The sequence below is a fragment of the Ferruginibacter albus genome, from assembly GCF_020042285.1.
Classification (GTDB): domain Bacteria; phylum Bacteroidota; class Bacteroidia; order Chitinophagales; family Chitinophagaceae; genus Ferruginibacter; species Ferruginibacter albus.
In genome coordinates this window covers 2,633,247-2,651,974 of record NZ_CP083388.1, presented here as the reverse complement: position 1 = coordinate 2,651,974, position 18,728 = coordinate 2,633,247, and the positions used below count along the sequence as shown (strand labels likewise).

The window sequence follows — 18,728 nt, the reverse complement described above, 5'->3', positions numbered from 1 at the left end:
CAACTATTAATACAACATCACAAACTGAATTTTAAAAAATAACTAGTATGAAAATAAAATCGATCATAGCTGTTTTGTTGGTTACTGCAGGTTGTTTATCCAATGCAACCGCTCAGCAGATCTTCCGTATCAGTCAATATCAACAACATAACTTTTTGTATAACCCGGCTGCTTCAGGTGCTGATGACAATGCTTCTGTAGGCGCTTTGTACCGCAAGCAATGGGCTGGTATCGAAGGTGGTCCGGAAACATTCGTGGTATACGGCGATACTTATTTTGAAAAAAAGAAAGTAGGAGTATCTGCTTTTGTTTACAATGATAAAACAGGTCCTACCAGCCGTACCGGCGGACAAATAGGACTTTCTTACAGCGTTTATTTGAACGGTAAAAAAGACCAGCGCTTAATGTTGGGTTTAGGCGGTAGCTTCTTCCAGTATAAAATAGATAAGAACTATTTAACCGATGGAGACCCAATTGCACAAAACGATCCAAGCATTATGAATGCTGCTGATTCAAAAATAACCGGCGATGCAGCGGTAGGTGTTTATTACAGATCTTCTACCTTGAATATCGGTATCTCTGCCGATCAGCTGATCCAATCAGGATTGAGCCTGTATAAGAACACCAATGCAACACAGGATGCTCAATTATACCGTCACTACTTTGCCATTGCCAGTTATAATTGGCAAACGGACCCGGACAATGTGCTGATCCCGAATGCCATGTTGAAATATCTTCCTAATTCACCCATTGATTTTGAAGGAGGGGTGAAATTGTTGCACAAAGATTTTCTGTGGTTGGGAATAAACTATCATTACCAGCAGAGCTACAGCATTTATGCAGGGGTGAAGATCGCTAAGAAATTAGAGATCGGTTATGCTTACGACCAGTTCTCTACACCATTAAGTGTTTTCAGCGATGGTGGTGATGCCAATGAAATTTCTTTGCGCTATTATTTTAAAAAATAAACGACTTTGGACTACACAAATGTTAATGTTATAAAATAAAGCAGCACTGTAGAAATATAAAGACTCTGTTTACTTAAAATGATTTTGGCAGAAAGGCAAACGAGAGTTTGCTTTTTTGTAGTTAATAATAATTGTGATTAAAACACCCAAGCTTGCTCAATCATTCACATGCTATGCTGTTTGTGGATTATGATACAGAGGTTGCCTGGTTCTATAATAACTTCAAGATGTAGTTAGTGAAAAATCGGATGATTATGCAGTATTCTATAATGAAATATAAACAGCTTTGGTTACTGGTTCTTTCGATCTTTGTTTATGGTTCAGGCAAAGTGTGTGCTCAACTTACTTATGTTACCTGTAGCAGTACTTGTCCGGGGCAATTAGTAGGACATGTAACTTTTGCGAATAAGTCTGGAACTACAACAGGGCGTTGGACTGTCGATGATCTTGCATACGGAGGATTGACCAATGAAAGTTTTACTATTACAGATCCTGCATCTTTTACTTCAACCAATGGGAATCTGACTTCTACAGGCGGTGGAACCTATACAATAGTAAGTAATCCAAATACTGTAAACGGACCTACCGGCACTCCTTTAGTAAATAAAGCTACCGACGGTGTCTTTCTATTCAGACCGAATAATAGCGCTAATCCTTTTGCTGTTTATAAGATCACAGGTCTTCAGCCTAATGGAAAATATTGTGTAAGAGTTAAAATGCGTAATGCAGCTACTTACCTGGATTGTAATCAATCTTTATACACTACTATAAAATTTAAGAGCCTTACAGGGTTGGATATTTCAGGTGGCGGAGTTTCCAACGGTATGTGGAATAGAGTAGAGAATAATGCATCTTGCAATCAAACAACAAGTGGAACATGGGATGGAAATAATCAAACCTATGGTTTAATGTGGGATGAATACGCTTCCTGGTATGAATGTAATTTTCAATTGGGACAAAATCCTAACAATACAAATGATGATGGTTTTACTTTAAACTTTCAGGCAAATGCCTGGGGTAATAATGATGTGTGGGGAATAGATGAAATAGAAGTATATGGATGTATCACACAGCAGTTAATATCTTCAAATGGATCAAGTGTTTGTGAGGCAACTCCAACTACGCTAACAGCACAAGGAATTGGAGCTACTACCGATACTTATGTATGGCAGCAAAGCACAGACAATGGAAGTACCTTCACTCCGGTTACCGCTTCTTCTTCAAATACATTGGATATAACTCCATCAACAAAAACTATTTATAGTGCAACCTGCACAAGAACGAATCTAACGGTTAAGGATACACTAACTCCGGTGAATTGTTGCGGACCTACGGGGTTATTTACTATTCCCAAAGTGTGCGAATCTATTACTGTAGATGGTAATGATAATGAACCTGTGTGGTATACTGCACCCTGGCAGAATGTAACGCAGGCGTTAGCATTAAATGACATTATTCATGATTGTGTTAGTGGATCTTGTGCTGGCGTACAGGAAAATCCTGCAGGACAGTGGCGTTGTGTATACACGCCTACTGATATTTATTTTGATATAAGAGTGATCGATGACAATCCTCAAAATGCAGGTAGTGTTTATTATCAGGATGGGGTTGAAATATACATAGCAAATAAGAATAACACTGCACTACAGTTTGGCTATACGTATGCTAATGGAACGCCAGGGTTTTATCAAAACAATGCAGCACAAAATGGAACTGCAAAAATTGTAAAGAATGCTGCATATTGGGATCTGGAAGTGCGTATACCTATTGCGGCGAATAACATTGATCTTACACCCGGATATATCAAAATGGAATTGGGTATTAATCAGGCAAAAGATGGTTGTACCTGCAGGGCAGCACAATTGTTTACCTGGATAGCCGCCAACCACTATGCTGCCACAACGCAATATCATACTGCACCGTTAAGTGATTGCGCCGGTGTAAAAGCATCTAAGGATACAGTTTGCAGCGGAGGCTCTACTATACTTACAACACAGTTGTCGACTGTTAATGCTGGCTTGCCGTATAGCTGGCAGCAAAGTACAGATAATGGAAGTACCTGGACTGCCCTTGCAGGAACTACTAACTCCATAACTGTTACTCCAACGGTTCAAACACAATACAGGGTAATATATGATAATGTAACTTCCTGCCCGGTTACTATTTATATTGGTTCGCTTTCGTTCAGTGTTACGAATCCTCCGAGTGTTTGCTCTCCTGCTACTGTTGATCTGACCGCTGCTGCAGTAACAGCAGGTTCACAAGCAGGACTGACCTATACTTATTTTACTGACGCAACAGCTACTAATGCTTTGGCAAATGCCAATGCGGTAGCAACGGGAAATACATATTACATTAAAGGACAGAGTGCTTCTTGTTATGGAGTAAAGCCTGTAACAGTAACTATTTATCCGGCTACTTCCGCAGGAACATTAAGCGGAACACAAAATGTATGTATCAATAACGCTGTTACATTTTCTTCAACACAAGCCGGCGGTACATGGACAAGTTCAGATAACAACATAACTTTTTTAAATAGTTCCACCGGCGCAATTACCGGTAAAGCAGTAGGAACAGCTACTATTACGTATACAGTAAATGGAACAAACGGATGCCCCAATGCTACTGCTACTCGTGATATCACTGTAAATCCGTTGCCAATAATATCCGGTACAACAACTGTAACAGCTGGTAGTACAGCACAGTTGACCGGAGACGGTTTACCTGCTGGCTCTACTCCTTGGACATCTTCCAATACAGGAGTTGCAACAATTGATAATACAGGTAAAATATCCGCAATTACTGCAGGTACTACTACTATAACTTATACGAATAGTAATGGCTGTCAAAAAACGGTAACCGTAACAGTTACTAACTTGCCTACTATTACGGGTAATCTAAGTGTTTGTTTAAATAAAACCACACAGTTAACCGGCTCTCCGACAGCAGCAGCTTCTAACGCATGGGTCTCTTCCAATACTTTAGTAGCTACTATAAGCAATTCAGGTCTTGTAACGGCTGTAAGTGTTGGTACCAGCAAAATAATTTATACCAATAGCAATGCAGATACCGTAAGCGCTGTAATAACAGTGAACGATCTGCCAACCATTACCGGCACTTTAGCTGTGAGTACAGGCAGTACATCGCAATTAACGGGGTCTGCCACAGCGGCAGCTTCCAATGCATGGGTATCTTCTAACACGAGTGTTGCAACAATTGATAATACGGGATTAGTTTCCGGACTAGCAGATGGAACAACTACGATCACCTATACTAACAGTAACGGGTGTACGATAACAGCGGTGGTATCTGTATCTTCCAACCCGATCATATCAGGTAAGCTGAATGTTTGTGTAAATGGAACTACACAATTAACTGCAACCACCCCCCCCGCTACTCCAACAGCATGGTCTTCTTCTGATCTGTCTGTTGCAACCGTAGATAATACAGGACTGGTAAGTGGAACAGCAAGCGGCACTGCAACGATTACTTATACAAATGCCGCCGGCAACAGCACAACAGCTAGTATTATTGTAAACGCATTGCCTTCTGTCACGGGAAAACAGAATCTTTGTTTGGGGGATACTTCTACTTACTTTGGTACAGGCATTCCTTCAAATAATGCATGGACAAGTTCCAATCCTTTAGCTGCTTCTATTAATCAAACAAATGGAAAAGTACTGGCTATCGGACAGGGCAGCAGTGCTATTGGTTATACTGATAACAATGGTTGCAGCAATATTCTTACTATTACAATTAACCCACACCCATCAGTAAATGGTGCCGCAGAGTTATGCCAGGGAAGTATTTCCAAGCTAACGGCAACGGGTACACCGGCAGCTTCCAACGCATGGGTATCCTCTAATATTTCTGCTGTTACAATTGATAATGCCGGTAATATAACGGGTAATGCGGGAGGTAATAGCATAATCACCTTCACAGATAATAATGGTTGTACAGATACAATGGCAATTACGGTAGATCTGGCGCCTTCAGCACCTGCAGGCACTCCCACACAGCCTAGCTGTACTACAGCAACGGGATCGATTACCGTTACTTCACCTGCAAGTGGAGTAACCTACAGTTTTGATAATGGTAATTCCTACCAGGCATCAGCTACTGTTGGTAATCTATTGCCGAATACCTATCAATTGGTAGTAAAGAGCATAGCAGGAGGTTGTATATCCTCATCACAATCAGTTACGATCAATCAGCCACCTGTGATACCGCAGGCACCTGCTGCCAATATCACTCAAACAAGCTGTACATCAGCTACGGGTACTATTGCAGCAAGCAGTACCACACCTAATGTTGAATACAGCTTTGATAACGGAGCGACCTTCCAACCCGGAGGCACCAGCAGTGCTTTGGTAGCCGGCACTTACCAGGTATTGGTGAAAGAAATAAGCGGAGGTTGTGTTTCAACAGCAACCACAGCTATTATCAATACCCAGCCAACAGCTCCTGCCGATCCTCAATTGAATATAGTGCAGCCTACCTGTACCAATACCAATGGATTTATAACGGTTGTAAATGCACAAAACAATGCTACGTATAGCTTTGATAACGGAGTAACCTACCAGACCTCAGCTACGAGCGGCGCCTTATCACAGGGTAATTACCAGGTGATCGGCAAAAGCAATGCAGGGGGATGTTTATCGAATGCCGCTCCTGCCCCTATCAATGCCCCGCCGGCTATACCGCCTGCACCAACGGTAGGAAACAATGGTATCGTAAAATATTGCCAGCAGGATCTGGCACAGCCTTTAACAGCCAATGGTACTAATTTAACGTGGTACAATTCTTTTGGAGCTTCGATAGGAACGACTGCACCAACACCATTGACAGACCAGGGAGGCAGTACAACTTATTACGTGACTTCTTCCAACGGTATCTGTGAAAGTCCGAGAACGGGGATAACGGTAACGGTTAGTGCAGTATCTGCTTATGCGGGAGGTCCGGTAGTGGCAGTGGAAGAAGGTAAGTCAGCGAGATTGAATGGTCAGGCAAGTGGTACAGGAACGCTTACGATCAGCTGGTCTCCTGCAACATATTTGAACAGAACAGACATCGATACACCAACAGTAACACCGTTAAAGGATAAGCTGTATACGATGAAGGTAACCACGGCTGATGGTTGTTCAGACACGAGCAGCGTACAGGTGCTGATCTTAAAGATACCGGTGATACCGAATGCATTTTCACCGAATGGAGATGGGATCAATGATAAATGGGTGATCACGAACCTGGAAGGATACGAAGGGTCAACCGTAAGTATCTTCAACCGTTACGGTCAGTTGTTGTATGAAGTGGCAGGTTTATCGTACAGCAATAATGCATGGGATGGAACTGTTCATGGAAACCCTGTACCGGTGGGCACTTACTATTATATAATTAAATTAACGGATGGTAGAAAACCTATAAGTGGATCCATCTCTGTAATACGATAACTTGTAATTTTAATTTTTTAAAGATGAAAGCAATAAAAATAATTCGTTTTTGTAGTTTGTTTGGACTAAGTGTGTTGTTATTTAGTAATGCATTTGCGCAACAGAAACCTCAATACACGCAGTATATCCTTAATCAATATATTCTAAATCCTGCTTTAAGCGGAATTGAAAATTATACGGATGTTAAAATAAGTCACCGGCATCAATGGGTGGGCATAGATGATGCACCGGTAACAACCTATTTAACGATTCAGGGGCCAATAGGTAAGCAGGATAACAGAACCACTGCAACAACATTGCTTCCGGATATGGACGGACAAAACCAAACGGGCAAAGAGGCTATGGATGATTACATAGCTCCGCCTGCACATCATGGCATAGGAGCACAAATAGTGAATGATGCTTTTGGGCCATTTAATAATTTTTCTTTTTACGCAACCTATGCTTATCATATGCCACTTAATAATAAAACAAGTTTATCGGCAGGCTTGGGTTTAGGATTTAGCAAGTTGAGCCTGGATAATGATAAATTATTTTGGGGTAATGCAAACCCGGTTGATCCTGCTGTTTATACCAATGCTGATGTTACAAAACCGCGTTTTGATGCGAACGTAGGAGTATGGTTATATTCATATAATTATTTTATTGGCGCATCTGTACAGCAATTGCTGCCACAAGCTATTGATTTTTCAGATAATGGGATTTTGCAGCCAAATCCCGGAGGTAAAATGGTGCCACATATTTTTGCAACAGCGGGATATAAATTTTTCCTGAACGAAGATGTTAGTTTGCTTCCGTCAGTAATGGTTAAAATGGTACAACCTGAACCGGTACAGGTAGATATAAATGCCAAGCTTACTTTTCAGGACCTGGTTTGGATAGGAGCATCGTATAGGGGAGGATATGGGTACGCAGCAATGGCAGGATTTAATGCCTCTAATATGTTCACTATTTCTTATTCTTATGACTATACAACTACCCGTTTAAATACGGTAAGTAATGGTACTCATGAAATTCTTTTTGGATTTGCATTGGGTAACAAATATTCAACCAATACCTGTCCACGTAACGCATGGTAATCTTCCATAAATTATAAAATATCGTTATTGATTTTAAAGGCAAATTGCTTGAAAAATGACTATATTCAATATTATATAATAAAAATTTTAATGTATTCGTAAGTCATTGAATTTTAAATAATTGTTATTTTTTAAATGCCTCTTGAATCAATATTTTCTATACTACCTAGATATTAATTGTAAATACAGAAACAAATTGATTGTTTTGTAACGCAAACGATTGCATAATAGAAGTCAGATGGTGTTCTGACATTACAAAAATTTTAAAACTATTTGCATACAATTCCCCGTAAGTATCATAGTTTTTAGAAATTCATATCGATTGTAAGTTATCTATATCCTCTGTATAATCATTCCTTTTAATTCCATTCTATCCTCGATTTACAAACAATCAGCAGGTATTTTGTATTTGCTGCAAATTCTGAACCTTAAGGAAATGGCTATGCTTAATTCTACATCACTACAAAAAAATTGTATTAACGTAAATAGTGTGAAATATAGACTTACTTCTATTTTGGCTTTATTGTTTCCAAAGCGGCTCGTTATTTTAACGTGTACCTTATTTTTTTTATTTCACTCAGCATTTTCTCAAACTACATACACTGCAACTAGTACCGCCTTTGGTAACTGGGGAACTTCAACCAACTGGTCTCCTGCAGGCATACCGGGTGTAAATGATTCGGTAGTTATACCCAACGGAAAAAGCATTAAAGTAGGTTCAGCTGCATTAGTTAAAGCTGTCAATATACAAAGTGGGGGTTCGCTTCAATTAACATCACAATTAACAGTGGGAGATGGAACGGGTGCTCACGGAATTACGATTGCAGGAACATTGCAGTTAAGTAGCGCCTGTATCGTAGTAAACGGTTACTGGGCCCTCAATACCGGAGGAACATTTTCTCCCGGAACTACGGGCAATAATAAATATGTTATAATGGGATCCGGTGGAAGTATTGGAGGTACGATGGCTACTACTTTTACTTCATTAATAATCAATACTACAAATGCTTCAGACAAGGTGACGATTTTAAAATCACCTACGATCAATGAGTCTTTAACGCTTGAAAAAGGGATTCTTAAAATGCCTTTTCAAACAATAGAATTTACAAAAACAGGTATTCTTAATGGTGCAGGAACATCTTTTACTGATATTGTAACAGGTAGTACAGTTACCTGTTCTGGTGTTTTAGCTAATAGTAGTGATGGCGCAGGTGATGCAAACAATGATGGTGGAACCATCAGTAATATTGGTACTTCCGGTACTTATTCTCTTACAGTAAATGGTGCGGTAACTTTTTATAACGCGTTTTTTAGTAAAACAGGATTAAGTCTGGATGCAACGGCAGGTGTTTATTCCCGAATTAACGATACGCTTTATGTTGGTTATTCTGGTTCAGGAAATCAATTTACAGTTCCTGCAGGTAATTCGCCTATTTGGGGAAGTGGTTCAACTTTATATATAGACGGAAGTGGACAATGGAATTATTCCAATTTTTCAAGATTATGGAATGCAGCATCCGGAAGTACTATTGGAACTACGCCCGGATATCCGAATAATGTAACAATTGCGAACAATAATAATAATTGCGGATCAATCTCACAAGATATTCCTATTAATGGGTTATTAACAGTAGGAAACGGTAGCAGCACAACCATTTTAACTTTTAGTGGTGGAACAAACGGGAACTTTTCTTGTGGCGGGGTAGTTATAACACCCGGTGCGAATGTGTGGTTCCCTAATGCCAATGTTACGGTAAAAGGAAAATTTTCTGTTTGGACCGGAGGTTCATTCAGTACAAGTGTTGTTGGAGGAAGCTGCGCCAATTCCGGTTCAACCTATACAGGTACAATAACAATGGCAGGCAGCGGCACTTGTGCAGCGCCTGATACTATCAGAATGTCGAGTGCGAATGGAACTTTTAATAATTTGACGATCGCAAATACTGCGTATACAAAACTGGCAACTCCCGTTACAGTAAGAAGTACATTTACATTATCGACTTCTGGCTCTTCCGGAATTTTAGAAACTGATGCTACTAATATTTTAAATATTACGAATACTGCAACTACAGCAATATCCGGTGGTGGAACAAATAATTTTATTAATGGTCCGGTTAACTGGAGCTGGCCTCCGAATGTAACAGCTAATACGTACATAGTTCCTGTCGGAAAAATAACAACACCCGGATGCTCAGGGTCTGCTTATTTACCGTTTACAATAACTCCTAAAACACCCAACTCAGCTACAACTAATATAATTGAAGCGTTTAATACAGGTTCTGGCGGTAGTGGTTCTACAGTTAATACGTTGAGTTCAACTGAATACTGGAAGTTAACAACAAGTTCATCTTTGATAGCAGGTTCGTCAGTTTCATTACAAAGACCTACTAGTATAAGTGTAGGAAGCGTAATAGCAGGCTCAAACGGTCAAAGCCTTTCATCTAATAGTTCTTACAGCAATTTAGGAGGAACTGTTTCGGGTTCTACTATTTCTACTTCGAGTGATATTGGAACATCTTCTCCGTTTTTCTTTGCTATTTCAAATCCCAGCCCTATAGTTACGTTACCTGCAACATCTATAACAACAACATCTGCTACTATAAACGGAAGTTTTAATACTGGAGGTTTGGCTGCAGCTATCAGTTTTGGATGGGGGACTTCGTCTTCCGGTACTAGTTCCATTAGTTCAATAAGAAATGCAACCGGTGTTTATCCAAGTACAACAGCAATACCTGATTCTGCTTTCTTAACAGGCTTAACGCCAAATACATTATATACTTTTAAAGCGAAAACAAGTACTGTTGGCAATGGTACCGATCTAACATTTACCACACTACCTAATGCTCCGGTAGCAACTACTGCCGGTACTTCAACTACAACTTCAATAACTGCTAACTGGACCGCTCCAACAGGACAAGGAACAGAAACATTTACTTATACAGTACAGATTGCGACAGATGCCGGTTTTACTACAGGTATTACTAACCTGACCAATCTTTCATCAGCAACACTTACAAGTATATTCACTAATTTATTACCAGCTACTACATATTATTATAGAGTTAAAGCAGTTAACGTAACCGGTTCTTCGGCGTGGTCTAATACTATTATCACTTCAACTTTATTAGCCGGAACGGCTAGTTGTAGTTCTCCAAGCGGTACCAATGCAGGCGTTCAATATTTTAATAAAACTACTACTACAGGACCCGCAATTGATGGTACTATTGATGCAATTTGGTCTTCCGCATCAAGCAATTCAATTACAAAAGTTACTGTTGGAGGTACTTCCGATATAAACAACGTTGCGGGTGGTACTTACTGGAAATCTATGTGGAGCGCAGATTCTCTTTACTTATTAGTTCAGGTAACTGATCCGGGTACTTTAGTATATTTGCCTTCAACTTCTACTATGCAAAGTGGCGGTGGTGTCCCTCCGGGAACTGCTACTTCGATTGCTCCTTTAAATCCGGACAGAAGCTTATGGGATATTGATGGTGTTGAATTAGTAATTAACCCTAACGCAAGTACCGGAACTTCTTATGACGGCGTTGACGATAATCAGTTAAGATTTAATCTGGGTGCTTCTGCAATCAGCGGACAATCTGCAGGGGGTGCTACTCAATTTGTAGGAACTGCTTTTACAAGAATGGCTACAGGTACGAATACTGTTTTTAGCATGAAGACATTCATGAACGGCACTGCTCCTGGATATGTTTTGGAAGCAAGAATGTCGTGGACAGCCTTATTCGGGTATACTCCAACAATGGCAGATTTGCAAAATTTTGGTTTTGATATTAGTGTAAATGATAATGATAATGCAAGTGGTACAAGATCTACTCAAACTGCATGGAATGCAACTGATGGTTCTGCATTTAGCAATCCTTCACAATTCGGTACTGCTACTTTAGTTGGCTGTCAAACACCACCTACTGTTATAAACCCGACGGCAACCAGTATTACAGATGTATCTGCGTCATTAGGAGCAACGGTACAATCGGGAGGCGCCGGTTTGGATGGCATTGCCATTACTCCCGTTTCAATTTATGGAACTGCGTATAACACTACAGGTAGTCCTGTTAGCTCTAATGTATTAGCTAATGGAGGTGGACCAATAACTCCATCTGCCGCCTACACTGGAAGCAGAACTGGTTTAAATCCTCAAACACATTATTATTATATTGGCTACGCTACTAACAGCAAAGGAGTGACAGGTGTTAGTACTACTGCTACTTTCTGGACATTGTCAAGTCCTCCAACTGCTCAGGTCTCTTCGTTTGCTGCTTCTTCAGCTTCTTGTACGGGTGTTGCTTTAAGTTGGAATGTCGCAACTTTCCCAAAAAATCTTAGTAAAGCAACCGATAGCAATTATATTATTTTACGCAGAAGTGATGGAACTAATCCTACAACTGCAGGGATAGTAAATGGTGCAACTGTTACTCAAGCGTCAATAACCGCTGCTCAATCGGGGACCACTCTTTTAACTGTATTAAAAGGTAATATTGCATCCTATACAGATGCGGTGGGAACGGGTACTTATAATTACCTGATCATTCCATATACCTGGAATGGCAGTGAAGATTCTACACGTAATTATCTTATTGCTTCTGCTCCTGCAGCATCTACAACACTGTCTGCTGCACCGAGTGGAGGAACAGCTACTGCAGATCAAACTATTTGTAGCGGAAGCAGCCCTATAGCGCTTAATGTAACGGGTGTTGGTGGCACCATCGATGAATGGCAATATTCATCTGATAATTTTGTAACCGATATTCATTCTATTCCATCTTCTGCTGCTACCTCGTTGAGCTCAGGAGCAATGGGTAGTTTAACTGCTAACAGGTATTACCGTGTATTATCACATGGCGGTGCATGTAGCATTGTTTATTCATCTACGGTATTAATAACAGTTAATCAACAGACAACTATTTATACAGCATTAAATACATCTTCAGCAACACTTTGTAATAATGGAAGTCAATCTACAACACTTAGTCAATCCAGTGGCGTTTTAAGCCCGGGAGCTTATTGGCAATGGTATTCAGATGCTGGTTTTACAACTCCTGTAGGGGGGCATTTAACAGGCGCAGCAACATTAGTTGTGTCGCCAACAATTACTACTACTTATTATTTAAGAGCAGAAGGAATTATCAGCCCTTGTGCAAATTTATTATCAGATAATACTAAGGCTGTAACAGTAACAGTTAATCAACCCTCTATATTACCAACCCAATTAAACTCATCAGCCGCAATATGTAGTGGTAGCAGTATTACTTTATCTCAAACAGGCGGTAGTTTAGGAACAGGGGCAAACTGGAATTGGTATACCAGTAACACGATCTTTAATCCGTCAACAAGAGTATCTTCTACTACTTTACCGGCTGATGCCAGCGTTTCTGTATCACCAACTTCTACTACTCAATATTGGTTAAGAATAGAAGGAGGGGTAAGCGGATGTGGCGTTGCTTCCAATACGATTGTTGGTAGTGTAACCATTACCGTTAATACGATATCTGTTGCACCAACAGCTTTGAACAAATCTGCTGCAACTATTTGTAATGCAGGTGTTGATAATATTACGCTTACTCAAACAGGGGGCAGCCTTGGAACCGGTGCTTACTGGCAATGGTATTCAGATGCAGGCTTTACTACCACGGTAGGTGGCCACTTAAGTTCGTCAAATGCCAGTTTGAATGTATCTCCATCTGTTAATACTACGTATTATTTAAGAGCTGAAGGAGGAACAAGTCCTTGTGCTGCGATAGTATATGACATAACCAAAACGGTAACTGTAACTATTGCAACACGGCCTACTGCAAATGTTACAAGTGCTAATCGTACTAGTATATGTAATAATCCGGATACAACCGCTATCAATGGAACTATTACGGCGAATGGCGCCTGGACGTTAACATTTAATGATAATTCTACTATAACAGGTTCCGGTTCTGGCACCTGGAGTAGAACAGTTAATCCTACCACAACTACTACTTATTCACTTAAAAGTTTGGTAGATCAGTCTTGTCAATCTCAACCTACGGATCTGACAAGTAGCGCAACTGTCGTTGTAATAAAGCCTTCTAAAGCTCCAACAAGTACAGGTACAAGTGTGAATATCTGTAATATAAACGGAAGCTATACTGGAGGAGTTATACTAACTCAAACCGGTGGAACATTAGGAGCAGGTGCTTACTGGCAATGGTATAATGATAAAAATTATACGCAACCATTCGGACCACAATTGACTTCTGCAAATGCTTTTTGGGTGGATGCACCTTCAACAAGAACAGTATATTATTTAAGGGCAGAAGGCACATCTTCGCCTTGTACAGCAACAGTTACACCTCCTGACAGTGTTGTAGCAAATGTAAATGTGCAGCCTGTATTGCCAACCTCAGGTAATACCTTGGCTAATGGAAGTACGGGTCCTGTATTTTCATGTTCCAGTAACGCATTAACACTTACAAAAAATACAGCAAGCGGAAGTTTAGGTTCTGCAGATCATTGGCAATGGTACCAGGGAACAAGTGTTGCTACCGCTACTGCTATTAGCGGCGCTACTTCTCAGGCAAGTGATGCCAAGTTTATAATGACCTCGTATACCACTTTCAATAGTGCGCTTGTATTTTTTATAAAACCTGAAGGGGGAAATTTAACGGGTTGCCCTGCTTTAACAACATTCCAGACTGTAAGTGTACTTATTGATTCACCTACAGCAACATTTAACCCATCTCCTTTGACCACATTGTGTGCAGGAGGCTCAACTGCGTTTGCAGTTAAACTTACCACTTCTACCAGTAGCAGTCCTGGTTGGTATTATAAATGGTCTGCAACCAATGGTACCAGTGGCGGTCTTTCAACGGGCAGCAGAACTACTTCAGTAACTGCACCCACTGTAGCAATAAGTCCTACTGTTACTACAACATACACAATTGATACACTTAAAGATAATCAGAATTGTCCTGCAAGCAGTGGTGTGTTAGCCAGTCTCTCAAGAACAATAACGGTCAATCAGCCGTCAAGCGTAACATCTTCAGTACTATCAGCCAACAGCTCTAATCCGCTGTCTACATGTGGTTCTGCATCTGTAACACTTAAGCAATCAGGAGGAACGTTAGGTACAGGAGCCAAGTGGAAATGGTATACCAGCGGTACAATTTTTAATACTTCTACTATTGTAGACTCAAGCATAGCTGCTGATGCAAGCATTACAACTACAGTTGGAAGTACAACAACTTATTATTTAAGAGCAGAAGGAGGAACAGCTCCTTGTTCAACAGGTAATTTATTAGCTGCTACCAGTGTAACTGTAACAGTTAACACGTCCTCCAGCCCGGCTACTTCAGTTAGTGCATCGGTATCAAACATGTGTGGTAGCGGTTCAGTAACATTAACACAAACCGGCGGAACATTGGGAAGCGGTGCCTATTGGCAATGGTACACGGATCCCAGCTTCTCAGTAGCAAGTAAAGTAGGTACTACAACAACAGCAGGAAATGCAAGTACTACCATAACTGCAACAGCAACCAAAACATATTATGTGCGTGCAGAAAATACAGGATCTCCTTGTGCTGCAACTGCAAGTGATAATACAAAGAGTGTAACCGTAACCGTTACTACGCCATCTGTAGCTGCAGGATCGGTAAACGCAGCTGCTGCTACTGTATGTGCAGGCAATAGCACAACCTTGAAACAAACGGGTGGTAGTCTCGGTACAGGTGCGTACTGGCAATGGTATTCCGATGCATCCTTTACCACCAAAGTGGGACCAACGACTACCGCAACAGATGCAGCTACAATTATTACTCCTGCAGGTACAGCAACTTATTATGTAAGAGCCGAGGGCGGAACAAGTCCTTGTGCTGCAACTGCAAGTGATAACACAAAGAGTGTAACCGTAACCGTTAATACGCAATCTACACCTGCAACATCAGTAAGTTCATCAGCTACTGCTTTATGCTCGGGTAGTACTATTACCTTAACACAAACCGGAGGTAGCCTGGGTACAAGTGCATACTGGCAATGGTATTCAGATGCATCTTTTACAACCAAAGTAGGGGCAACTACCACAGCATCAGATGCCAGTACAACCATTACTCCTGCTGGTACTACAACTTATTATGTAAGAGCAGAAGGAGGAACAAGCCCTTGTACTGCAACTGCAAGTGATAACACAAAAAGTGTAACCGTAACCGTTAATACACAATCTGTAGCTGCGGGATCAGTGAGTGCAACTGCTGCTACTGTATGTGCAGGCAATAGCACAACCTTGAAACAAACGGGTGGTACCCTGGGTACAGGTGCATACTGGCAATGGTATTCCGATGCATCCTTTACCACCAAAGTGGGACCAACGACCACCGCAACAGATGCAGCTACAATCATTACTCCTGCAGGTACTTCAACTTATTATGTAAGAGCTGAGGGCGCAACAAGCCCTTGTGCTGCAACTGCAAGTGATAACACAAAAAGTGTAACCGTAACCGTTAATACACAATCAACGCCTGCAACATCAGTAAGCCTATCAGCTACTGCCGTATGTACGGGTAGTGCTATTACCTTGACCCAAACGGGTGGTACCCTGGGCACAAACGCATACTGGCAATGGTATTCCGATGCATCTTTTACAACCAAAGTAGGCGCAACTACTACCGCAGGTAATGCAAGTACAACTGTTACCGCTACCGCTACTGCTACATATTATGTAAGAGCAGAAGGAGGTGCAAGCCCTTGTGCTGCAACTGCAAGTGACAACACAAAGAGTGTAACCGTAACCGTTACCACCTATCGTAAATGGCTGGGTACTACCAGCTCCAATTGGAATGATGCAAGTAACTGGTGTGGAGGTGTTCCCGATAAAACAACAGATGTACTTATTCCTGCAAGCAGCTTTACAGGTGAGATACCTTATTATCCTGTTTTATCTTCAGGTTATGGATCTGTAAAGAATATTACAATCGCCACATTTGCCGGTTTCTCCGCTGCTCCGTCTGTAACAGTAAATGGTTCGGGACAGCTTTCTGTATCAGGTACTATTACCAATAACAGTATCTTCAATTTAACGAGCGGTACTTTGCAGATGAACGGATCATCGGCGCAAACCTTGTCGGGTAGTACATTTGTTGGCAAAACAATTAAAAATCTTATAGATAGTAATACTGCATTATCCTTAGCAAGCACAGCAAATGATACATTGAATATTTCCGGTGCATTCTCTTTCGGAAATATTGATAATGCTACTTTCAATACGCATGATAATCTTACAATGTTATCAAGAGATTCAGCAAATGGAGGAACGGCAAGAATAGCCGATCTGACAAATGCAGGAGCGAATTCAGGAAATGCTATAAGCGGCGAAGTAGTTGTAGAACGATTTGTTCGCAGCCGCAGAGCTTGGAGATTAGTGACAGCTCCATTGGAAACTACTTCGCAAACAATTAATGATTCCTGGCAGGAAGGCGTTACTAACGTTAACCGTTATGCGCCGGTAAATCCTCATCCGGGATATGGTACAGAAATAACCAATACCCTTACTACTTCAAGTGCAACAGGTTATGATGACGCTGCTACCAATAACCCTTCTATTAAATATTTAAGCGGCACGTGGACAACTATTCCACAAACGAATACGTCGTTGATCAATAGTCAGCCCGGGTATATGTTATTTATACGGGGCGATAGATCAGTAGTAGTTACTACTCCGCCTTTCAATCCTTCAACAACAACTATTTTGAGAGCAAAAGGAACGTTGAAGCAAAATCAAATTCAATTTACAGCACCGGGTACAAGCTTCCAGATGGTGGGCAATCCATATGCATCAGAATTGAACCTGGATAGCTTGTTTAGAAAATATCCAACTATTGTAGGAAGCAATTATTATGTATGGGATCCGATGATGACCGGCAGCGAATCTGTAGGTGCTTTTGTAGCATTCTCTTATAATGGTACGCCTGGTATTTATGCTTCTACTCCGCATGTTAGTTCTTTCGGAGATGGTAAGATTGAATCAGGACAGGCATTCATCATCAATTTTGGAACCACCGATCCTGTTTCTTTCTTTGAAAACAATAAAGCAACACAAACAGCCCTGGTGTTCCGTCCTGTAAACCCGATCGCACAATCCTTTACAGTGAGGTTAAACGCGATAGAATCAGATGGATCTAGCTCGCTTGATGATGGTGCAGTAGTATTATATGATAAGAAATATGCCGATACATTGAATTGGCTGGAAGATGCACGTAAGATCACCAATCCGAATGAAAATATTTCGATCTATAGCTTTAAAAAATCGGTAGCAATTGAAAAAAGATCAGGGATAAAGGCAAGCGATACTATTTATTTGAACCTTACTGCTCTAACACAAAATACTCAGTATAGCATTGATCTAAGAGCAAGCGACCTGGCAAAAGAAGGATTGAAAGCAACATTGGAAGATAAATTCCTGCAAACATCTACCCCGGTTAGTTTGGCTGATGGCGATGTTACAACCGTGAAATTCACAGTAACAGCTAATGCTGCTTCGCAAGGTGCAGGTCGTTTCCGGATTGTATTTGCTGCTATCGATAACAGTGATCCGCTGCCGGTGACCTTTGTAAATATAAAAGCAATTAAGCAGGAACAAAATATTGCTGTACAATGGAAAGTGAACAACCAGTTGAATATTAAACAATATGATGTAGAAAGGTCAACAGATGGTATTCATTTTGTAAAAGTGGCAACGGTTTTTTCAATAAATGGTACTGTAATAGATTATAAATGGATAGATGCCAATGCATCAGACGGCAATAATTACTATCGTATAAGGAGCGTTGGTATAGATAATACTTTCCAATATAGTACGATAGTTGTAGTTACGTTCACAAATGATCTACCGCCTGCTATAGCCGTTTATCCTAATCCTGTTCAAAATGGCATCATCAATCTGCAAATGACCAATATGTTGACAGGAAAGTACAAAATAAGATTACTGGACAATATAGGACAGGTGATGCAGGTAAATGAGTTAGCTCATGATGTTATCAATACGAAAGAAACGATAAGATTTGATGGCAGAATGGCAAAAGGAATTTATCACCTGGAAGTGAATGGTCCGAATGGATATAGAAGCGAAGTGAAGGTTGTTTACTAGCAGATACTAGGAAATATTAATAATACAAGATATTATATATCGATATTATTAATTTGATTTTATGATATATGAAAGTCAATTGTTTATAAAATAAAATTGACTTTTT

At 40.6% G+C, this 18,728-nt stretch carries 4 protein-coding genes; all 4 read left to right on the top strand.

Annotated features, from left to right (window positions below):
• Positions 1 to 47 precede the first annotated feature (47 nt).
• The 4 genes from K9M53_RS11465 (at position 48) to K9M53_RS11450 (ending at position 18,622) form a co-directional block, all read left to right on the top strand.
• Positions 48 to 968 (top strand): PorP/SprF family type IX secretion system membrane protein, encoded by a 921-nt coding sequence (locus K9M53_RS11465; protein ID WP_224014977.1) that lies wholly within the window; start codon positions 48 to 50, stop codon positions 966 to 968.
• 254 nt (positions 969 to 1,222) lie between these two features.
• Positions 1,223 to 6,418 (top strand): Ig-like domain-containing protein, encoded by a 5,196-nt coding sequence (locus tag K9M53_RS11460; RefSeq protein ID WP_224014975.1) that lies wholly within the window; start codon positions 1,223 to 1,225, stop codon positions 6,416 to 6,418.
• 23 nt (positions 6,419 to 6,441) lie between these two features.
• Positions 6,442 to 7,497: a PorP/SprF family type IX secretion system membrane protein gene (locus K9M53_RS11455; RefSeq protein WP_224014973.1), complete on the top strand. Its 1,056-nt coding sequence runs from the start codon at positions 6,442 to 6,444 to the stop codon at positions 7,495 to 7,497.
• A 490-nt stretch (positions 7,498 to 7,987) separates the two neighbouring features.
• Positions 7,988 to 18,622, top strand: a complete 10,635-nt coding sequence (locus tag K9M53_RS11450) for a sugar-binding protein (protein ID WP_224014970.1) — start codon at positions 7,988 to 7,990, stop codon at positions 18,620 to 18,622.
• The last annotated feature ends 106 nt before the right edge of the window (positions 18,623 to 18,728 follow it).